Raw genomic sequence first — 20,768 nt, forward strand, 5'->3', positions numbered from 1 at the left:
TCCTGTTTTCCCGTCTCGCGCTTCTCGCGTGGCCTGGACATTCGCCGTCCCTCGATTCGCCGCCGCCGAACCAAGTGAATCACGCGCCGCAGCACAAGGGAATCGCAAAACCGAATTGCAGGAAAACAGCCCCCATAAACCGCTAATCCTGCAATCCAAAAGCCGCTATCCGCCTCAATCAACATGCCAGATCAACGGCTTGCGGATAGTTCACGGTCGACGAGCCCGGCGTACTTTTCCTTCATGCCGTGTCGGAAAAAGGCGCACCAGAAAAGGTGCGCGTGATCGAATGCTACGCTGATCAGGCGGCCTACGAAGCCCACCTGACCACGCCGCATTTTCTCAGATACAAGACGCAAACGGCGCATATGGTGCGGTCACTTCGGCTCATCGAAACTGACCCGATCACGCTGGCAGCGAAATCCGGTCAGGTTTCAGACTGACCCGCGACCGAGACCCGGCTCGACACCGCCGTTCATCCAGAGCGGTCGACTCCCTCTCAACGCGATGCGCTCTGGTTAAGAGTATCTGGCCGAACAACGGCCGATATCAGACCGGCGCCTTGCTGCGCACTTCCGACTTTTCCAGATAGTAGCTCGAGTATTTATCGAAGAATTTTTCCGAGCCGCCGAACGATCCGTATTTGGCAAGCTTCTTCAGATCGACCTTGTTCAGCACCGCGCCAACGATCTTGTTGGCGACATAGGGCTCGGATTCCAGCATCGACCTGACCATCGCGCGCGGCGTGCGGCCCCATTCGGTGACGAGCACAAAGCCGTCGACCAGCGGCGCGAAGGCCTTGGCGTCGACCACCGGTCCGAGTGGCGGCAGATCGACGACGATGTATTCGAACGTCTCCTTGGCGTTCTCGATGAAGCGCCGCATGCCGGCCGAGGAAAGAAGTTCGCTGGTATGCGAGAAGTTGCCGCGCAGCGCTGCCGGGATGATCGCCAGCTTCGTCTGCCTGTCGATCTTTCCAACGGACTGCCAGGTCTGGCCGCTGACCACCGCCTCCATCAAGCCTTGCTCGGCTTCCATGCCGAGGCCTCGGCTGAGGCCGGGATTGCGCAGGTCGCCGTCGATCAGCAGCGTCTTGGCGCCGTTGGCGGCAAGCAAGCCGGCGAGATTTGCCGCGACCGTCGACTTGCCCTCGCCGGGAAGCACCGAGATGACGCCGATGACGCGGCTGCCTTGCCCTTCCAACACGACGTCGAAGGCGATCTTGGTGCTGCGCAGCGTTTCGGAGAACATCGAGGCAGGCGAATCGATGCTGACCCGCATGCGCGCCCGCTTTTCCGCCGCCGAAAGCGATTTGGCGGTCTTGGTATCCATCTTGGTCTCGCCCGGCTTTTCTTCCTTGCCGAGCTTGCCGCCGATCGTCGGCAGATAGCCGAGGAATTTCAGGCCGACGCGGTCGCGCACATCCTCGCCCGTCCTGAAGAACCGTTCGTTGAACTCGTTCAGGCCGCCGAAGCCGGCGCCCATCAGCGTGCCAAGAACCAGCGAAAGTCCGAGCACGATAATCGTACGCGGGCTTGACGCGGTAAGCGGCATCGAGGCGTCCGAGATGATGCGGATCTTGCCGACAGGGAAGGACTGCTGCTGCGCGGCTTCCTCATAGCGGCCGAGGAATGTCTGATAGAGCGTGGTGAGTGCCGTCGCCTGCTGATCGAGTTCACGCAGCTTGACTTGCGTCTGGTTGTCGACGGAACTCTTGCCTTGTGCGGCCGCGACATTGGCCCTGAGCGCGGTCTCGCGCGCCTGCGCCACTTCATATTCGTTGCGATAGCTTTCGGTCAGTTGTTTCAGTTCGCCGAAAATCTGCGTCGATATGTCGGCCTTCTCCTTGGCGAGCGCCACCGCCTGCGGATGCTCGGGACCGAAATTCGCCTCGACATCCTGCAGCCGCTTGGCCACCGTCAGGTAGCGGGTCTTGAGCGCCGCGATGACCGAGCTGCTCGGCTGGTCGCTCGATATGGCGGCATCCTTGAAGGCATTGTCGGAGCCGCTGTCGACAATCGCCTTGTACTGCTGGTAGCGGGCGCTGGCGCGCGCAGTGTCGGCCTGCGCGACGATGAGCTGGGCGTTGAGATCGGAGAGCTGCTTGTCGCTCATCAGCTGGCCATCGCTGTTGGCGGCAAGCCCGTGTTCGGCCCGGAATTTCTCGACCGCGAGCGAGGCTGCCTGGGAACTCTGGCGCAGTTCGGTCAACCGGCCCTGCAGCCAGACCGCCGCCCGCTCGGTGGCGTCGAAGCTGGCATCGAGCTGATCGGCGAGATAGGCATCGGCATAGGCTTTGGTGACCGCGTTCGCCAGGGCCGGATCCGTCGCCTGATAGCCAAGCGCGATGACATAGCTTCGGCCGACGCGCTCTGCCTGCATCTCGTTCTGCAGCTTGAGGATCGCGTAGTCACGACGCGACGTCGCGATCAGCGCGTCGCGGGCCGCGGGATCGAGCTTGCTGATGTCGCCAACGCCCGGCATGGAAGGGCTGGGGCGGACATACTGGATCACGCTTCGGACAAAACCGACGCCCTTCGCCAGAGCCGATACGGGCGGATTCATGAACGCATCGTTCTGGTCGAGCTTCAGCTTGTCGACCACCACCGAGGCAAGCCGCGTCGAGGTCAGGATTTCGATCTGGCTCAGGATGGCGGAATCGGTCTGCATGGTTGTCGACGCCGCCGAGATGTCGTCCACAATCTTGTTCAAGCCCTCGTCGATCAGCACGCTCGCGACCGACTGATATTTGGGCGGCGTCGTCTGCAAATAGAGCACGCCCAGGAAGAGACCGATGACAGCGCACACGGCAACCACCTTGGCCTGCCGTGCAGCCATGCCAAGCAGCCGCTCGATATCGATGAAGTCTTCGCCGTCTCCTGCATCCGAATTCGGCAATGGCATCCTCTTGTCGAGAGGAAAGTTGGCATAATTCATCTTCGGTCCAATTCTAGAGCCGGTCCCATTCCGATCGATCGCAATGGGCTCTATCTTACTGTTTAAGCATGATCTTTGCCGGAAACCGGGACCCACTTTCCGGAATCATGCTTTGGCTTGCAGGCCCCTCGAAGATCGGGAGCATCGCCAGAATCGATGCACGCGTCGTGCCAGACAGCGAGGGCCTGTCGGCCCCTCTTCGCCAGCCATCTGAAAATGCTCCCGAAAAATGGGCATTATGCGGCTTCTTCCTGGCGTTCATGCGACCGGACGAACTCCTGAAGCATCTCGAAAACCGGGCCCTTCATGTCGTCGCGCGCCAACGCGAAGGCGATATTGGCCTGGATGAACCCTTCCTTGGAACCGCAGTCGAACATGCGGCCCTTGAAAGGCTGGGCGAAGAACGGCTGATCCGTCGACAGACGGACCATGGCGTCCGTCAGCTGGATCTCGTTGCCGGCGCCGCGCTGCTGATTGCCCAGAAGCGCGAAGATCTCGGGCTGCAGGATGTAGCGGCCGTTGATGTAGAAATTCGACGGCGCGTTGGCCGGCGCTGGCTTTTCAACCATGGCCGTCACCTCGAAGCCGCCGCCGATTTCGGCGCCACGGCCAACGATGCCGTATTTGTTGGTCTCGCTCGGGTCACAACGCTCGACGGCGATGACATTGCCACCGGTGCGCTCATAAAGGTCGACGGTTTCGGCCAGGCATCCGCGCCCGCCGAAGGAGACCATGTCCGGCAGCAGCAAGGCGAAGGGCTCGTTGCCGATAACCTCGCGCGCGCACCAGACGGCATGGCCGAGGCCTTGCGGCGATTGCTGGCGGATGAAGCTAGTGGCACCGGCCACCGGCAAAAGGCTTTCCAGCGACTGCAATTGCGCCTTCTTGCCGGTCTGCTCCAGGGTTCCGATCAGTTCCGGATGCAGGTCGAAATAGTCCTCGATCACCGCCTTGTTGCGACCGGTCACGAACACGATGTGCTCGATGCCCGCCTCGAAAGCCTCATCCACCGCATATTGCACTACAGGCCTGTCGACGACGGGAAGCATTTCCTTCGGCATCGACTTGGTCGCCGGCAGGAACCGTGTTCCAAGCCCCGCCACCGGTATCACGGCTTTCCTGATTTTCTTCATCGCAAATTCCTTCTGAGGAGATCGACTTCAGTCCATTCGCAGGCCATGAAAAAACCCTCCATGTGCCTGCATCTTCACCTCCCCGCCCCAACGGCAAACTGTGCCGCCATTCTTCGGAACCGCACCGCGATCGGCATGCCCATATGCCTGACCGCCGCCGGGTCGCTGAGCGCTGTCCAGATCGCCTTTAGCGGGGACCGCGCCTTGATGTGCTGAACCATCGACAGGAACGACGCGGCCTTGCGCAGGCTGCGACCGCGTCGAGCGAAGGCGGCCTGCGCGGCCTCATCCATCTGATGGGTTTGAGCGAACACCGCATCTGCCCTGAGCATCGCTTCGACGTGGTGAAGCTCGAGCACGCGCGAGATGGAACCGCTACGGATATGGTAGGCATAGCCGATATCAGGTTCGACCACGCATTTGCCGCCCTTGGCCAGGGCGCCGGCAAACAGGATGTAGTCTTCGCCGATCCTCAGTTTTTCATCATAACGAAGCTGGTTCTCGTTCAGGAACTCGCGCTGGAAGATCGGCTTGAGGTAGCCGAGATTGAACTTCGATTCGAAGACGACGTTGCCGGCGATGTAGGTGGCCAGCGAAATTTCGCGCAAGCCTTCCAGATAATGCCGCGGGAACATCGCGTCCTCGACGACACCGTCCTCACGAATGACCTGCAGATTGTCGACGGCGATCTGGGCACCTGCTCTTTCAGCACGAGCGATCATTGCGGCGAGCCGGTCGGGAAAGACCGCGTCATCGGAATCGAGAACCGCGATCCATCTGCCTCGGGCGGCATCGAGGCCTGCATTCCTGGCGCCGCCAGGGCCGCGATTGCTGGCCAGGGCGACGACGCTGACGATATCCTGCGCGTAGGCCCGCGCCACGTCGAGCGTCGCGTCGCGCGACTTGTCGTCGACAACGATGATTTCGACGCTGACGTTTTTCTGGGCGATGGCGCTGGCGATCGCCCGGTCGAGGGTCGCCTCGGCGTTGAAGGCGGCAATCACGAAGCTGACATCAGGCTGCACGCTTGCCTCCTTCCTGTGGCGAAGGCTGACCGTAAAGGCGGATTTCGCGGATGCCGACAAGGCCACTGACTACGCCGACATGCATAATGCCGCGCAGCACGCTTCGGTTCCTGCGGACCGGACTGATGACGACCGGAAGTGCCGAAGCGAAGCAATAGAGGGCCTTTGCCGACGCCAGCCCGACCTGCTTGACCAGACCGATGCCGCTGGCGCTACTACCCAGAAGATGGCCATGCGTCTGCCCAACGCGGAAGCGGCGGCGGCCGAGCCAGTCGAATGCCGCTCTTGAGCGCGGCACCACCTCGTCGACCCAAGCTTCCGGCGCAAAAGCGATGCGGCCGCCGGCCTTGTGCATCTGGTCGAAGAATTCGGTGTCTTCGCCACCGGTCTGGCCGCGCGCCAGGCCGAAACGGCGGCCGCGCAGGCTGTCCGATCCCATCCGCAGCAGAACGTTGCAGGTGTAGCCCGTCTGGATCTCGCCGCGCACCCAGACGGGCAAGGTCGAATGGAAGTCGCCGCGCCGCATCCAGTCCGGTGCATCCTGGCGATAGCGCGCCCTGACAGGGCCGAGCACGGCGGCGGCACCGCTGGTTTCAGCCATCGCGACCAGCTCGGCGAGCCATGCGGGCGTGGCGGTCTCGTCGTCGTCGATGAAGGCGACGAAATCCGCCGTACTGGCGTCGAGGCAGGCGTTGCGAGCGATCGAGATGTTGCGCGCCGGAGCATGTTGATAGTGGATCGGCACCGTCAATTCCCGCGACAGCACCGCCACCAGGTCGCGAGCGGTCGGGGTGTCGTCATTGTCGGCGACGATGATGCGGATATCGAATCCCGTCGGCATATCCATGGCGTCGAGCGAGCGCAGCGTGTCGGCCAGTTCCGGTCGCCGGAACGTGCAGACGCCGATGTCGATGCTGCGGTTCTTGGCCTGCAACGCCATCACGCCACCCCGCGCCGAGAGCCGAGGCCGAGAAGCTGCAGCCAGAAGCCGACCGACCAGCCCAGATGCATGACCATCGCCGAAACACCGGCAAGCGCGATATCCGCATTGCGCTGGCGGATGGCCGTCCACAGGCCATAGCCCAGGCACACCGATGCCCAGATCAGCAGCGGCACCGCCGCCAGCCAGTACACGAAAGACAAGACCGCCAGCAGCACGACCGGAAACACCAGCAGCGGCACCATCTGCCGGACTTTTGGGATGACGCGGTGCTTCAGCACGTTCTTGGCACGGCCGCGGCCATAGCCAAGATACTGGAAATAGAGGCCGGAGAGCGAGGCGCGCGGATAGTAGATCATCTGCGTCTTGCCGCTCATCCAAATCTTGTAGCCGGCTTGTCTCAGCCGGTAATCGAGTTCTGCATCTTCGTTGTGGCTGAACGTCTCGTCATAACCGCCGACTGCCCCGAAGGCCGATATCCGCATCAGAGCGTGATGGCCGTGGTCGATCCACTCTCCCCCCGAAAGGTGCCGATGTTTCGAGCCACCGGTGCCGAGCTTGGAGTTCTGTGCCGCGGCGGCCGCCTTCTGCACGGTGCTGCTGCCGCTGGTCAGCATCGAAACCACAACCGAATCCGCTCCGGTGGCCAATGCCTCCTCGACCAGCCGGTCACAATAGTCGTCGGGATAGCCGCCATGCGCATCGATGCGGATGAGATAGTCGGTACCCTCACCGAACGTGCCGACGACGAGATTGATCGCCGCACTCTGGATGCGCCGCTCATTGTGAAGCAGGATAACGCGCTTGTCCTTCGCAACGATGTCCTGGACGATGGCCAGCGTACCGTCGGTGCTGCCGCCATCGGCGACGATGATCCGGGCGTCAAGCCTGGCTGCAGCGGGTCGCAATTGATCGAGCAGCGCGCCGATATGGGCGGCTTCGTTCAGGCATGGGATAACGATCAGGCTGGATGATGTTTTCTCGGTCTGCGTCATCAGTCCATCTTGCCTCTGTCCATCTCTGGCCATCCTATGCCAATGCCTCCGCTGCAAAGGGGCCGGGCACGGCGGTCAGGCTGCGCAGCCGTTCGACGAGCGCCCGGCAATCGCTGCGATCGTAGCTCCAGGTCCTCGGATTGCGGGCCAGAACACGCCCCTTCAGCCTGGCGAAGCGATGCTCCTCCATCTTGCCTAGCGCGGCTTCGAGCGCATCGGGCGACGCATCGGGCAGGAGCACGCCGATATCCTGCTGTTTGAGGAACCGCCCAGTCTCGGTGTTGCCCATCGAGATCGGCACCGCGGCGAAACGGCAGCCTTCATAGAGCCGGTTTGGCAGAAGCCATTCGGAGTTTTGCCCTGCTTCGAAAAAGTCGATCGCCCAGGAAAAATGGACGTCGTTATAAATCGCCGCCATGTCCTCCGGGTTGCGGTAGGGCCCGCGAAACGACAGCCATGGTTCGGCTTCGACGAAGCCATGGAAATCCGGGAATTCGGACAAAGCCGGACGGCCGCGCAGCACGATCTCGAAACGTCCCTCCATGCGGCGGGAGAAATCGGCCAGCAGTTCGAGCGAACGGCGGCAGCGCAAGGCGCCGAACCAGCCGATCCGCCATGGCGGGCCGACCGGACTCTCCAATGCCTCGGGGGCGCCGGGCAAGATCGCCGCGGCCTCGAAGTACTTGTTTTCGACCAGATCGATGGGTGCCGCGACCTGGCCGAACGGCTTGAAATAATTGGCGATGAAGGCCGGCGAACTGGTCACCAGCAGCTTCACATCCCTTGCCAGAAAGCGTTCCGTGGCGCGCAGCGCCTTGCCCAGGACATCGTTGCGCAGCACAAGGCGATGAATGTCGAGGCACTCATATACGATCGGCACCGACGCACCGAAGGCTGACCGGGCGCGGCGGGCGAGCGCCAGCATTTCCAGGTTGCGCGCAATGATGAGATCGGGTCTCGGCATGCCGCCAAGTTTCGAGCCGATCGATAGAGCCGCCTTGGCGACCGCCGCGAGGCGCTGGCCGAATCGCCCGTCACGCGTCGCGCCAAGGTCGATCGGCCGCAATCCCTCGACATCCGCAATCGGATTCGTGGTGCGACGGAAGCCGGCCAAGGTGACCTGGGCCCCACCTGCCCTGAGCATCGTAATCCGCCGGCGCACGGCCGGGTCGGAGACGTCGTGCACAAGGTACAAGACATGCAGCATGAAACTCGACCGCTGTTGGCCCACCCATGGGAATGCTAGTACACCTCTTGCTGCATCGCAACATTTTTGGTGCAACGATCCACGTTTTCTGTTGCACTGCAAAATTATTGTCGTAGTTTGTGGTCGGCGGCGGTCGTGGATTTTCGAGTTTGGAATCCGCGCAAAAAATCAGGAATCCTGAATTTGGAAGCCAATGCATTTGATCCGCCAGAAGGCTCTTTGCGCAAATCGGTTGGGCGCGGCGCAGTTGTCACGGCCATGGCGCAATCGGTGCGGGTCGCGACCCAGATCCTGTCCGTCATCGTGCTGTCGCGGCTGTTGTCGCCACAGGATTTCGGTGTCGTGGCGATGTGCGCGCCGGTGCTGGCCTTCATCGCGCTGTTCCAGGATTTCGGCCTGACCCAGGCGACAATCCAGAAAAGCGGCATCCGGCATGAGGAGGTGAACTACCTCTTCTGGATCAATGTCGCCGTCAGCGCGATCCTGGCCTGTGTGCTTGCGGGTACCGCGCCGCTGGTCGCCGCCTTCTATGGCGAGCCGCGCGTGACCGGCCTGGTGGCCGCGTTTGGCTTGCAGATCATGGCCTATGGGCTGGGTGCGCAGCATCTGGCGCTCTTGACGCGCCGCATGCAGTTCGGCCGGCTGGCCGTCATCGACGTCGCCAGCGCCATCGCCGGGCTCACTGTCTCGATCGCCTGGACCTTCATCGACCGCTCTTATTGGGCGCTGTTTGCCGGCACGCTGACCGGTGCCGTGCTGCCGACGCTCTGCTACTGGGCGAGCTCACGCTGGCGTCCGGGCCTGCCGCGCAAGGTCGCCGGCATCAGCGAATTGATCAATTTCGGCGCCGGCATCACCGGCTTCAACTTCGCCAATTTCTTTGCCCGCAACCTCGACAACGTGCTGATCGGCAAATACTGGGGCGAGGCGCAGCTCGGTCTCTATGACCGCGCCTACAAGCTGCTTTTGTTTCCGCTGAGCCAGATCACCAACCCGCTGTCGAAGGTGATGGTTCCGGCACTTTCCAGGCTGAAGGACGAGCCGGACCGCTACCGCAGCGCCTATCTGCGCGTCATGCCGCTGATCCTGCTGGTGGCGCTCCCCGGCGTCGCCTTCGCCACCGCGATGTCGGATGTGCTGATCCCCTTCGTGCTCGGCGAGCAATGGCGCGCAAGCGCCTCGATTTTCCTGGCACTCGGCTTTGCCGGGCTGCTGCAGCCGCTCAACAATCCGGCGGGATGGCTTTTTGTCAGCCAGGGCCGCTCCGGCGATTTCATGCGCTGGGGCATCATAACGGCGGTGACATCGGTGCTGGCCTTCATGCTCGGTCTGCCCTATGGCGCGCTGGGCGTGGCGATAGCCTACGCGATCAGCGAGTATCTGCGGACGCCGTTCCTGTGGCTCTATGTCGGCAAGAGCGGACCGCTGCAGGCGCACCATGTGCTTCGCGCGGCAACGCCGTTCGTGCTTGGCGCCCATCTGGCGCTGGCCGCGATCTGGTTCATCAAGCCGCAGCTGCCGCAGCAGCATGTGATTGCCCTGGCCAGCGGCGCCGTGCTCGCTTACCTCATCACCATCGTCATCGCACTGGCATTCGCCTCCGGCCGCGAAGCCCTGCGCGAGGCTCTCAAGATGCTGCCGGCAAGGCTGCCCGCGGCAGCGCCGCGCGAAGCGCAATAATTTGGGCGCCTTCGACAGCTACGGACATACCCTCCAGGACCAGGTCTGAACCATGCACTACCGATCGATCTCCGATATGAACGACGCCATTGTCAGGGGCCTGCACCGGCTGCCGCGTGACATCGACCTGGTCGTCGGCGTTCCCAGAAGCGGCGTGCTGGCGGCAACGCTGGTCAGCCTTGCGGCCAACATCCCGATGACCGATCTCGACAGCTTCCTGACCGGGCGGATCTACACGTCCGGCGTCACCAAGCGCCGTGCCGCGCTCGACCGCAAGGTCTTCGAGATGCGCAAGGTGCTCGTGATCGATGACAGCGTCGCCGGCGGTAACGCCATGCGCGACGCACGCGCCCGCATCCAGGCTGCCGGCATCGAGGCCGATTTCACCTTTGCCGCCGTGTTCGGCTTGCAGCCGCAGCACGAGGAAACCGACCTCGTCTTCGAGGTCGTGCCGCATCCGCGCATGTTCCAATGGAACTTCATGCATCACAAATTCCTGGCGCAATGCTGCGTCGACATTGACGGCGTGCTATGCCTCGACCCGACGGAGGCCGAGAACGACGACGGCCCAGCCTATGAGAAATTTCTGAGCGAGGCGCGGCCTCTCCATGTCGCGACCCACAAGATCGGCTGGCTGGTCACCAGCCGGCTGGAGAAATACCGCGCGCTCACCGAGGCATGGCTTGCCAAGCATGAGATTAAATATGACCAGCTGATCATGCTCGATCTGCCGAGCAAGGCGGAACGGCAACGGCTTGGCGCACATGGCAGTTTCAAGGCTGATTTCTATCGCAAGTCCGATGCTATCCTGTTCATCGAGAGCGAACATGAACAAGCGCTGAGGATCACCGAACTGTCCGGCAAGCCGGTGCTGTGCGTCGAAACGCACATGGTCAGCTTTCCCGACACGCTGTCGCTGCCGGCACTCGGCCAGGCAGCCCGCAACCTGCCGGCAAGGCTGCGGCAGATCAACTCGCAAGAGGGCCGCAAGAGTACCGCCAAGACCATTGCCCGCGCCCTGCTGGGCGCCCGTGGCTACGAGACGCTGAAAAATCGCGTCAAACGCCTGGCCTGATCCCCACGCTAGAGCAATTCCAGGAAAAGTGTGAAACGGTTTCCCCGGGAAAAGCGCATAGCGCTTTCCCTTGGGAATTGCGTCAAAACAAGGAGTTAGAGCGGTTCGCCGTTTCCGTGAAACGGTGAACTGCTCTAAGCAGTCTTGCTGCGCGCCTTGGCTAAGCCGCTTGCCGCGCGCGCTGCTGCATTGCCTTGTCCAATATCGAGAAGAAGGTCATGAACTGGCGATCGGGATCGAGTTCCGAGCGTCCGGCGAAGCTGCGCGCGAGGCCTGAAAGCCGGTCATATTCCTGGTTATCATTCCACAGCCGCCTGACGGCCGCGACCCAGTCGGCAAGCGGAGCATCATAGTCGAGCACCACGCCGCCCGAGCCGATCGCCTCGGGCAGGCCGCCGCGCCGCGAGCCGACAACCGGGATTCCGCTGCAATGGGCCTCCGATGCAACGCGGCCCCAGGCCTCCTCCCACTTGCTGGGAGCAAGCAGGATCTTGGTGCGGCCATAGACGGTCTTCATGTCGCTGGTGCGGCTCTCCAGCACGACATTGCCCGAGGGTGCGATCGTCTGCTCGATCCGCGTCCGATGATCGTCGTCCAGCTTCCAGCTTTCGACGAACAAGAAAGGGATTTCGCGGCAGGCGCCAGCGATGCGCACCGCAAGCTCAAAACCCTTTTCCTCATAAGGATTGATCAGCGTGACGAACTGGCCCGTTGTCGGCGTGGAGTAATGCGCCGGGTTGATGGTCGGCGGGATCACCGCCGCCTCGATGCCGAACTCTCGCTTGTAGGTGCGCGCGGTAAACTCGGAATTGGCGATGTAGACTGCCGAGTGCAATTCGCGCAGATCGCCGCCCAGTTCGTGGAACTCGACATTGCGGAGATAGATGACCAGAGGCACGCCCTTCGCCTGCAGCGCCTTGCCGATCGGAACCGATTTGTGACACTGGACCACGGCCACATCCGGCTTCAGCCTGTCCACGGCAAAGGCCGCCGCTTCCCAGGGAAACCAGGCCCGCACCACCGGATAGCCGGGATAGCTGTCGATGACCGCCGGCTGCCGCAGCAGCTTCATCTTGGCACGCGCCTTGAAGCCGAAGACACCATCGCCGAACAGGGCGGCAAGCACCGCGGCTTCATGCCCATGTTCGATCAGCTGTTCGGCCAGATGGTGCGTGCTCGACTGCACGCCGCCACTGAACTCGGGTGTGTAGCCGTTGCCACCTGCAAAAAGAACTTTCATGATCGGGCTCCTTGTCGCATCTCGTATTCTTCGCTGAGAGGCAACAGGCATAGTCCGCCGCCTCGCTTTCGACGTCAGGCAAGTTTCGGCGGCTCCAGATTCGCGAAGGGATTGGTACAGGATTGCCAGCCGGTAAACCGGATCGGGTCGTTGGGCGAACTGCGCCAGGCATAGTCCGTCAGCATATGGAACTCGGCGATGACCCAGCGGTCGAAATGCACCAGATCTTCCCACTTCTGCTGGGGCAGCAGGCGGCGCGCGGCGCCCAATTTGAGTTCCTCCACCAGAGTGACGGCGTCGCTCAGTTTTTCGCTTGGAAAGACCCACGGATTGCGGTTGCGGAACTCCAGCACGAACTGCTGCAGATGCTCGATGCGGATGTTCAGTCTGCCAAGGTATTTTTCGAGCGTGACGCGCACCAGATCCTCGTCCGAGAATGAGGAAACGGCGGCGTAGGCGACCCCTGTCGAAACCACTCCGCCAGCCATGATGGCCAGGACCGAGCGTCGCGAAATTTCGATCATCCGATGCCTCCTTTCACGCGATCCGGCCCGCCGCCCGCAAGGACAGCGCTGCCGCGGTCAGACTTGGGTTGGCGCAGGAGCAGCTCGGATAGGTGCTGGTGCCGACGACGACCAGATTTCTGAGCTGGTGATGGATCATGCCGCTGTCGATCACCGAATCGGCCGGGCCGGTACCCATCCTCAGCGTCCCCTGAACATGCGATTCGGTCGGCCGGATGCCACGGTCGAAGAGCTTTTCGACCGGCAGCGGCGCCAAAAGGTCAGGCAATTTGTCCAGCGCGCGAGCCATGCCCTTCACCGCGTAATCCGATGGCGCCTTGAAGCTGACGAAGGCATTCTCATCCGCGTCAAGCGTGACGAAATTCTCGGGGTCGAGCAGGTTTTCGGTGACCACGACAAGCGGCAGCGCCTGGCGCAGCCGCCCCTTTTCGGCACGCATTCCGTGCTGCCAGCGGTTCTCGAAATAGACCAGTGCCGCTGCGTGCTCCGATCGATGCGGGCCGTCATAGAGGCCGAAATTCAAGCCGGTGGTGATGGTGCTGCCGTCGAAATTGTCGACGCCGTCGAGATAGACCTCGAAATTCCAGCCGTAGGATTCGTGCAGGCCGCGGCCGACGAATTCACCGCCCAGGCCGGACCGCAACATGATCGCCGCGCTTTGGATGGCATTCGCGCCGAGAATGAAGAGATCGCCGCTGACCTGATATTCCTTGCCGTCATGCATGAACGTGACCGAACGGACCGCGCCGCCGACGTGATCGAGCCGGCGCACTTCCGCACCAAGGCAGACCGAAACATCGGGATGCTCGAAGACATGCATCAACCCGTTGTTGACGGTGAATTTCGCGTCGGCCGGACATAGCCAGCAGCGCAGATTGGCGCAGCACGAGGTGCGTTGTGAAGTCGGTACCCGTGCCCGCGCGGTCGGCATGACGAAATGCTGGCCGGGCTGCGCCGCCTTCATCATCCGGTCGGGTGTCGACATGCGATGCGGCGGTTGCGGAAACGGCTTCGAGCGCGGCAGCATCGCCGCCATGTCGGGGTCGCCTGAGATCGACATGATGTCTTCGGCGTCGCAGTAGAACGGCTCGATGTCGTCATAGCTGATCGGCCAGTCATTGCCGATGCCGTAGGTACTTTTCAACCTGAAGTCATTGGGATGGAACCTTGGCGTCTGCGCGAACCAGCAGTTCGTTCCGCCACCCAGCCCGATCGTGTAGTTCCACGGCTTGTCGGAATTGGTCTTGTAGGTCGTTTCATCGTCGATGTCGGTGTTGGCGTTCTGCTCGAGCTGCCATTCATGGGTGTTGTGGCGCCCCCACTCCAGCACCAGAATGCGTGCCTTTCGCCGCTTGGCGAACTCATGCAGGAAGAAGGCCGAACCGAAGCCGGAACCGATCGCGACGAGATCGAAATGATCCTTGGTGATTTGCTCTGGCTTTACGTCCAGCACCATCAGCTACAACTCCACACAGAAATACGCGCTCAATCCTTGCGCCCGTCGGCTGGACCGGTCTTGCATCCGCCTGTCCCTGCCCGGTCTCATGCCGCCATTCTGCCGATCGAGTGATATTCGATGCCGTGGCGGGCGATGACCTTGGGGTCATAGAGGTTGCGGCCATCGAAGATGACCGGCGTGGTCAGTGCATCTCTCAGCGCGTCGAAGGAGGGCGCGCGGAAGCTCTTCCACTCGGTGGCGATCAACAGCGCGTCGGCGCCGCGCAGTGCCGCCTCCTTGGTACCGCACAACAGCAGATCGTCGCGCAGGCCGTAGATGGCCTGGCATTCCTGCATCGCCTCTGGATCATAGGCCTGGACATTGGCGCCGGCCTTCCACAGCGCTTCCATCACGACACGCGCCGGCGCCTCGCGCATGTCGTCGGTGTTGGGCTTGAAGGCCAGGCCCCACAGCGCGAAGGTCTTGCCTTTGAGATTGCCCTTGAAGTAGCGGTCCACCTTGTCGAAGAGAACCGATTTCTGTGCGTTGTTGCGCTCCTCGACGGCGCGCAGCAGCTTGGCGTCGAACTTGACGCCTTCGGCGGTCTTGATCAGCGCCCGCACATCCTTCGGGAAGCACGAGCCACCATAACCAAGACCCGGATAGATGAAATGGTAGCCGATGCGCGGATCGCTGCCGATGCCCTTGCGGACCTCCTCGATGTCGGCGCCGAGCTGCTCGGCCAAATTGGCCATCTCGTTCATGAAGCTGATCTTGGTCGCCAGCATGCAATTGGCGGCATATTTGGTGAATTCGGCGCTGCGCACGTCCATCACGATCATCTTCTCGTGGTTGCGATTGAACGGCGCGTAGAGTTCACGCATCACCGCCTCGGTGTCTTCGCTGTCTGTGCCGACGATGATGCGATCCGGCTTCATGCAGTCTGCGACCGCGGACCCTTCCTTGAGGAATTCCGGATTGGAAGCGACGTCGAAGGCCAGATCCTCGCGGCCTCGCTTCTTCAGCGTTTCGGCGATCCTGGCCTTGACCTTTTCGCAGGTGCCGACCGGCACCGTCGACTTGCCGACGACGATCTTGGGCTTGTCCATCTCACGACCGATGGTCTCGGCGACGGCCAGCACATATTTGAGATCGGCGGAGCCATCCTCGCCGGGTGGCGTGCCGACCGCGATCATCTGGATCTCGCCATGTCTGACGGCGGCGGCGGCATCGGTGGTGAACTTGATGCGGCCGGCCGCATGGTTCTCCTTGACGAGGTTTTCCAATCCGGGTTCGAAAATGGGAACCAGGCCCTGATTAAGCCGCTCGACCTTGGCGGCGTCGATGTCGACGCACACCACATGATGCCCGACTTCGGCAAGCACCGCCGCCTGCACGAGGCCGACATAGCCAATTCCAAACACCGTCAAGTTCATTCGGTTTCATTCCCATGCAAGGCAACGGACCGCCTTCGGCCCGGCCAGTTCAAATCGACTTTCCCAACTACTTTACGCTGCATGCCAGCGATTCCGGAAATTGACAGGGTTCGCCCAAGGCCGTGAACGCGACGCGATCGATCTGCAGCGTGAGCTTGCGCCCAGGATCCGCGAACGCTCCCAACCAACCGGTCATCGTATCGCTGCCCCACAGGCTGAAGAAAATCTTCTGCGCATGGCTCGGCAATTTCGCCGGATCGGTGATCGTGTTGACCAACTCACCGTTGACGTACCAGCGCAAGCTGTCCTTCTGCCAGACGAAGGCGTAGTCGTTGAACGCATTCTGGGTGCCGCCCGGCACATCGACCAGCTTCTCGTTCTTGCCCTTGCCCGCGATATAGGCATTGACCTGCACCTTGGAGGTATCCTTGGTCAGGATTTCGAAGTCGATCTCATCCCAGGGCTGTTTGTCGGATGGACCGATATAGGAGAAGAACGCTGCGTTGAGGCCGGAGCCGGTGTCGGTCTTCAACCGGGCCTCATAGGTGCCGTAGCCGAAACGCTGCTTGGTCTGGACCTCGCCGCAGGCAAACTCACGGTCCTTCAGCTGCTGCTTCTCGAAGCCCAGCGACAGCACGCCGTCCGACAGGCTGACCTGTCCCTTCGACCAGGTGCAATTCTGATGGTTGCCATTGTTCCAGCCGTCGGAAACATACCAACGTGCACGATCTAAGCTTTTGAAATCGTCGACAAAGGACGGCGATGTCGGAATGTCCTGGGCATGGGAAGGGGTTGCCAGGAAACTGCCAAGAGCGGCCAGCAGCAACGCACCGAGCGAAACCAGCCGCCGCCGGCCGGCTTGCCCGGTCTGCTGTGCGAACGACGGTGCGTCAAGTGTTGTCGTGGACCTAGGTTTCGGATTCGAATTCATACAAACTCACCTTTGCGCTGTGCGTCCCCAACCCAAAGTCGACGTTCGAACCGCTCCTGAGCGGGCAACCTTGACTCTTTTGTGACCCTCCCGAATTGCTTTTCTTGCCTTGCATCAAATCCGTTGCAACAGTTCCGAGCCCTCACCTTCAACCCCTGCCGGCTCCCGCCGGCCTGGCGAATTCAGCCGCGGGGGCCGTATCGGCACTCTCGTCGAAGACGATATCCAGCGAATGGCGAAGATCCTTCATCATGCCGTCCTGGCGCGACAGCGCCGCAATGCGGCGTTCGCAATTCAGGATCGACTGCGTCAGTGCGCTGACTTCGGATGACCGTTTGTCAGAGGCGGAACCGTTTTCCATTGCTTCGACCAGGAAGGCGGCGTTGGTCGCCTTCGTCCGATAGCGATTCTCGAGTCCGGCCCTCTCGGACTCGATCTCGGCCGCGATCTGCTCGAACAGCTTTGCCAGACGATCAAGACGTGAAACATCGGTCTGCCGGTCGCGGGCCGGATCCCTTGATCTGAAACCGAATATCGAGGCCATGAACTCAGATTCCTGTCATCGCCGGCTTGTGGGCCGGGCTTCTGGCCGATCCCCGCAGCCGGGGCTCAGAAAACTCGCGTCGCATTGTCCTGCTTCTCCCGGGGGGAGACGTCAGACCAATCCGATCGGGGCCAGTTCGGCTGGTCGTCCAATTGCTGCACCGCAGCATAGACTGCCATCGTCGGGGCCGCGAGGCAACTACCCAATTCGTAAACTCATAAATCCGGCCGAAATGGTTTGCGTGATGCCGAAATGGCTTGTGTGCAGCCTTACCGCTCCTTGCCCGTGCTGGTTCCGGCCATCAGAAAGCGCAGCGGCGGCACATGCTTTTGCCTGGAAGCAAGGCCGACACGGCGAAACAGCGCCTCAAGCTTGTCGGACGCCACGCCCTGGACAATGGGGATGAGGTTGGATTGGCTGGCGAAAGCGTAAGCCGCGGCCGATGCCAGCCCCTGTTCGGACTTGACGTCGAGGAAGTTGCGCAGCCGATATTTGTCGCGCACGTGCCGCTCATGTCGCCGCAGCACGGCTTTCGAGCCTTCCGGCAGGCTGTCGATGGCCAGCAGCGCCAGATCCGCATCGGCCAGACGCTCCAGGTCCTGGGTCTTGTGGCGGCCGCTCAGCGAATCGGCGCGGACGATGGCGCCGTAGCCGCAGGAGCGAATGACCTTGAACCGCGCCCCGCGGGCGACCGCGCGGGCGTAGAGTTCATAGTCCTCGCCCAGCCGCAGGCGCTCGTCGTAGCGCAAGCCATGGCGGTCGAGGAAGGCGCGGCTGATTACCGGCTTCAAAAAGCCCAGTTCGCCCCTTTGCACGCGGCGCCTGGAGATATTGCCTTCGACGAAGCGCTCGAAATCGAGGAACTCCGGATCGGCAGCAAATTCCGGCGCGACGATTTTCGTTGCATCGCCCGTCGCATCGTCCCTGATCAGCATGATGTTGTCGGCCGCGAAATCCCAATCGGCGCCGGCAAACAGGTTGCGAAACCGGCCTTCGAGGAAAAAATCGTCGGCATCGAGAATGCTGATGAACGGCGATTTCGAGGCGCTGATCGCGGCGTTGCGGGCAGCGGAGGGGCCACGATTGACGTCGAGGCGCATCACCGTAAGCCGGCCGCTGCCGTCGTCGGCGGATCGCGCGACGTCAGCGGTGCCGTCGGTGGAGCCGTCATCGACGACGACGACCTCCGCCACTTCCCGTTCGCGCAACGCGGACGCTATAGCGACAGCGATTGTCACCGCCGCGTTTTTTGCCGCGATGATCACGCAGACCTCGGATTTCGTCATCGACATGGATTTGCCTCTCGTACAGGTGATATCGATTTGCCCTCGCCCCGTACTCGTTCGATGCCCGATGAAATTGCCATCAGCGCCCAATCTGTCTTCATTCAGCGATTGCCCGGCCGTTCAAAGATCCGGCGGCTGATGTCGGCGGACGCCGCCCAGCCGGCTTCGGCCAGATAGCGGACCGGCGCGCGGCCGCACAGTTCCCACAGCACCGTTCGCCGCTGTGGCCACCGCAGCGACGGCTGCCACGGCGCGATAACCATGCTGAGCAGATCCTCATTGCCGATGCGCGACAGGATTCGTTTCGCCCGCTCCGACAGCAGCGTGCCGGCACCGCCGAGCAGCACATCGGCGGCGCGCAGGCCAAGCAGCAGCGTGTCATCCAGTCCCTGCGCGGTTGCGGCATCGAGCACATGCTGCTGATCCGCCTCGTCGAGGCGGCTGGCGCTGGCTTGAACGTCGCAGACATAGCCCGCACAGGGTTCCCGGTTGAAAAGCGCCTTGGCGACGCTGATGCAGGACAAAAGCAAAGTATCGGCTGCCGAGGTGAACGGCGCCGTCGCCCCGGCGATCTCGACCTGTCGTTTGCGCCGCAGAAACCCGTCCGCGTCGCGCGGGCTCGGCGAGCCGGGCTGCTGGAGGCGGTAGTGAAGATCGACCGTGGACTGCCTCGGCCCGTCGCCGTGGGTCATGTGTTGTTCGCCGAGGAAGCGGACCCACCAGACGGAACGCGACTTGCCTGATACCTCGTAGCCGATCGTGCGAAGCGCATCACGCGCCCTGAAAAACCCGACGGGCGAAACCAGAATGTCGACATCGCCCGAAGGCTTCATGAAGTGGTCGCCATAGAGCAGCTGTTGCTGGAAGGGGCCCTTCAGGAAGACGAAATCGATTTCGCTGGCGCGCAGCACGTCATGGATCGCCATCGAATCCATGATGCAGGATGCGTTCATCGAAACCGTCCTCCTGCGGTAGGTGTCGAGCCACTCGAAAAGCTCGGGCGGCCTCTCATGCGCAGTTGCGCGCGATAGGGCCTTGAGGACAAAGGTCGCGACCTTGTTCAGCCTGGCAATGTCGGCAATTTTGGCGCAGCCAAGGCCAGGCATCGACACGTTGCCGGCGGCGGCGTGCGGCCCCGCGAAATACAACCGCAGGCATGCCTGCACATAGGCCACCTCGTCGGCACAGTCGGCGGCGCGCAATCGTTCGTATGAACCATCCGGCAGGGCCATTTAGCGCATAGTCTCCAAATAAAGCGGTTTGCGCGACGCTTATGCTGCAAGTGCGAAACAAGCATCACCAAAAACCTTGATGCCGTAAAGCCTTTCCTTTTGCAGTGCGGAATTTTGCAACCGGGGCGTTTACCGATACCGCCTGAAAGGCAGTGAAAATCGTAGTTGAAACATCCCCACCAAGGCGTTTTTCAGCCGGGCTCAGCAAGGATTTGCCAAATGAAGTTGCTCCATTAGCAGCGCCTAAAATACAAGCGCCAAGCAAATACTTTATGCAAGCAAAATCAAATGCTTAAAGAATCGTCGTCGCTATAACTCATGTGCCTATGAAATCCACTCAAAAGAAGTCAGATTTTGGGCGTAGCTCACACATGTAGTGACACCCGCAACCCGTAATTGATTAACGCCTGGTAAATCAGGCTTGACTCATAAATGCTGCTATGCAGCTATTGCGTTGCAGCATGAAAGTGCTGACGGCACTCGACAGGCCGTTTCCAGTCCTTATCGGAGAGTAAAATGGAACAGAATGTTGAAAAGCATGAATATGAAACGCCAAGCCTGACGGTGCATGGTTCGATTGAAACCATCACCCAGGGCGGCGGCGGCAGCACGGCGATCGACGCCTCGTTCCCCGCGCACACGCCGATCGGCGACCTGACGTTCTCCTGAGCCTATCGTAGTTTTCCGGAGTGACGACGTTACGTACTCTGGACCCAAGGAAATAGGAGAGTCGGGGGCAAACCTCCGACTCCGCTTTCATTGCCTGGAACTGCCTGTGCGTATTGTAAGCGAGGTTTTGGGATGAACTGGAAGCTATCTGACCATGATCTGGCCGACCACGATTTGATAGGCGCGACCAAGGATGCCGTGGCTTGCGAGTTCGGCAATGGCCTGGCGCTGCTTTATCTCAAATCCAATGTCTATTACAGCCTGAATGGCGTCGGCGCCTTCATCTGGGAGTTGATCCAGGAGCCCAGATCGATCGCCGACATCCGCGGTGCCGTGCTTGCGCGTTACACTGTCGACCCACAGCGCTGCCAGGCCGACGTCGACGCATTGCTGAAGGGCTTGGCCGATAACGGGCTTGCGAGGCTGCAGCATGAGGCACTTGTCTAAGCCGGTTCCGCAAAAGTGGATCACGGATT

The 20,768-nt window shown here is 61.5% G+C and carries 18 protein-coding genes and 1 pseudogene; 5 read left to right on the forward strand and 14 right to left on the reverse strand.

The features are described from left to right. Positions 1-221: 221 nt before the first annotated feature. A pseudogene (locus tag NKI73_RS07070) lies at positions 222-443 on the forward strand (putative quinol monooxygenase); the annotation flags it as partial. A 106-nt stretch (positions 444-549) separates the two neighbouring features. On the opposite strand, the gene NKI73_RS07075 reads toward NKI73_RS07070, so the two are convergent. From NKI73_RS07075 to NKI73_RS07100, 6 genes are all read right to left on the reverse strand, one after another. Continuing rightward, positions 550-2,937: a polysaccharide biosynthesis tyrosine autokinase gene (locus NKI73_RS07075; RefSeq protein ID WP_352628148.1), complete on the reverse strand. Its 2,388-nt coding sequence runs from the start codon at positions 2,935-2,937 to the stop codon at positions 550-552. Between the two features lie 236 nt (positions 2,938-3,173). Then, entirely contained in the window at positions 3,174-4,070 is an 897-nt protein-coding gene (locus NKI73_RS07080; RefSeq protein ID WP_352628149.1) for a UTP--glucose-1-phosphate uridylyltransferase, read from the reverse strand. A 74-nt stretch (positions 4,071-4,144) separates the two neighbouring features. After that, a complete protein-coding gene (locus NKI73_RS07085; RefSeq protein ID WP_352628150.1) occupies positions 4,145-5,095 on the reverse strand; it encodes a glycosyltransferase family 2 protein in 951 nt (316 codons plus the stop codon). Continuing rightward, positions 5,085-6,035: a glycosyltransferase family 2 protein gene (locus NKI73_RS07090; protein ID WP_352628151.1), complete on the reverse strand. Its 951-nt coding sequence runs from the start codon at positions 6,033-6,035 to the stop codon at positions 5,085-5,087. Before NKI73_RS07090 ends, NKI73_RS07085 begins: the two co-directional genes overlap by 11 nt. Beyond that, on the reverse strand, positions 6,035-7,030 hold the full coding sequence (locus tag NKI73_RS07095) for a glycosyltransferase family 2 protein (protein ID WP_352628152.1): 996 nt from the start codon (positions 7,028-7,030) through the stop codon (positions 6,035-6,037). Before NKI73_RS07095 ends, NKI73_RS07090 begins: the two co-directional genes overlap by 1 nt. 34 nt (positions 7,031-7,064) lie before the next feature. Then, a complete protein-coding gene (locus NKI73_RS07100) occupies positions 7,065-8,237 on the reverse strand; it encodes a glycosyltransferase (RefSeq protein ID WP_352628153.1) in 1,173 nt (390 codons plus the stop codon). Positions 8,238-8,420: 183 nt separating this feature from the next. On the opposite strand from NKI73_RS07100, the gene NKI73_RS07105 reads away from it, so the two are divergent. Both NKI73_RS07105 and NKI73_RS07110 read left to right on the forward strand, forming a co-directional pair. Further along, the gene (locus NKI73_RS07105) at positions 8,421-9,917 is read left to right on the forward strand and encodes a lipopolysaccharide biosynthesis protein (protein ID WP_352628154.1); all 1,497 of its coding nucleotides are present in this window, start codon (positions 8,421-8,423) and stop codon (positions 9,915-9,917) included. A gap of 52 nt (positions 9,918-9,969) precedes the next feature. After that, the gene (locus tag NKI73_RS07110) at positions 9,970-10,992 is read left to right on the forward strand and encodes a phosphoribosyltransferase (RefSeq protein WP_352628155.1); all 1,023 of its coding nucleotides are present in this window, start codon (positions 9,970-9,972) and stop codon (positions 10,990-10,992) included. A gap of 160 nt (positions 10,993-11,152) precedes the next feature. Here the strand turns inward: NKI73_RS07110 and NKI73_RS07115 are convergent, their stop codons facing one another. The 8 genes from NKI73_RS07115 to NKI73_RS07150 form a co-directional block, all read right to left on the reverse strand. After that, positions 11,153-12,232 (reverse strand): glycosyltransferase, encoded by a 1,080-nt coding sequence (locus NKI73_RS07115; protein ID WP_352628156.1) that lies wholly within the window; start codon positions 12,230-12,232, stop codon positions 11,153-11,155. 74 nt (positions 12,233-12,306) lie between these two features. Beyond that, entirely contained in the window at positions 12,307-12,756 is a 450-nt protein-coding gene (locus NKI73_RS07120) for a hypothetical protein (RefSeq protein WP_352628158.1), read from the reverse strand. Positions 12,757-12,769: 13 nt separating this feature from the next. Next, positions 12,770-14,212 (reverse strand): GMC oxidoreductase, encoded by a 1,443-nt coding sequence (locus tag NKI73_RS07125; protein ID WP_352628159.1) that lies wholly within the window; start codon positions 14,210-14,212, stop codon positions 12,770-12,772. An 86-nt stretch (positions 14,213-14,298) separates the two neighbouring features. Further along, entirely contained in the window at positions 14,299-15,630 is a 1,332-nt protein-coding gene (locus tag NKI73_RS07130; protein ID WP_352628160.1) for a UDP-glucose dehydrogenase family protein, read from the reverse strand. 67 nt (positions 15,631-15,697) lie between these two features. Further along, entirely contained in the window at positions 15,698-16,561 is an 864-nt protein-coding gene (gene exoK, locus NKI73_RS07135; RefSeq protein WP_352628161.1) for an endo-1,3-1,4-beta-glycanase ExoK, read from the reverse strand. A 148-nt stretch (positions 16,562-16,709) separates the two neighbouring features. Continuing rightward, positions 16,710-17,105, reverse strand: coding sequence for a hypothetical protein (locus NKI73_RS07140; protein ID WP_352628162.1), 396 nt, complete (start codon positions 17,103-17,105; stop codon positions 16,710-16,712). 269 nt (positions 17,106-17,374) lie between these two features. After that, positions 17,375-18,397, reverse strand: coding sequence for a glycosyltransferase family 2 protein (locus tag NKI73_RS07145; protein ID WP_352628163.1), 1,023 nt, complete (start codon positions 18,395-18,397; stop codon positions 17,375-17,377). 95 nt (positions 18,398-18,492) lie between these two features. Then, the gene (locus NKI73_RS07150; protein ID WP_352628164.1) at positions 18,493-19,623 is read right to left on the reverse strand and encodes a nucleotidyltransferase family protein; all 1,131 of its coding nucleotides are present in this window, start codon (positions 19,621-19,623) and stop codon (positions 18,493-18,495) included. Between the two features lie 516 nt (positions 19,624-20,139). Here NKI73_RS07150 and NKI73_RS07155 point away from each other — a divergent pair. Then, positions 20,140-20,292, forward strand: coding sequence for a lasso peptide (locus tag NKI73_RS07155; protein WP_010913078.1), 153 nt, complete (start codon positions 20,140-20,142; stop codon positions 20,290-20,292). Positions 20,293-20,424: 132 nt separating this feature from the next. Beyond that, positions 20,425-20,739, forward strand: coding sequence for a PqqD family protein (locus NKI73_RS07160; RefSeq protein ID WP_352628165.1), 315 nt, complete (start codon positions 20,425-20,427; stop codon positions 20,737-20,739). Positions 20,740-20,768 lie beyond the last annotated feature (29 nt).

Origin of the sequence: Mesorhizobium sp. M0496 (assembly GCF_040321205.1) — a bacterium.
Classification (GTDB): Bacteria; Pseudomonadota; Alphaproteobacteria; order Rhizobiales; family Rhizobiaceae; genus Mesorhizobium.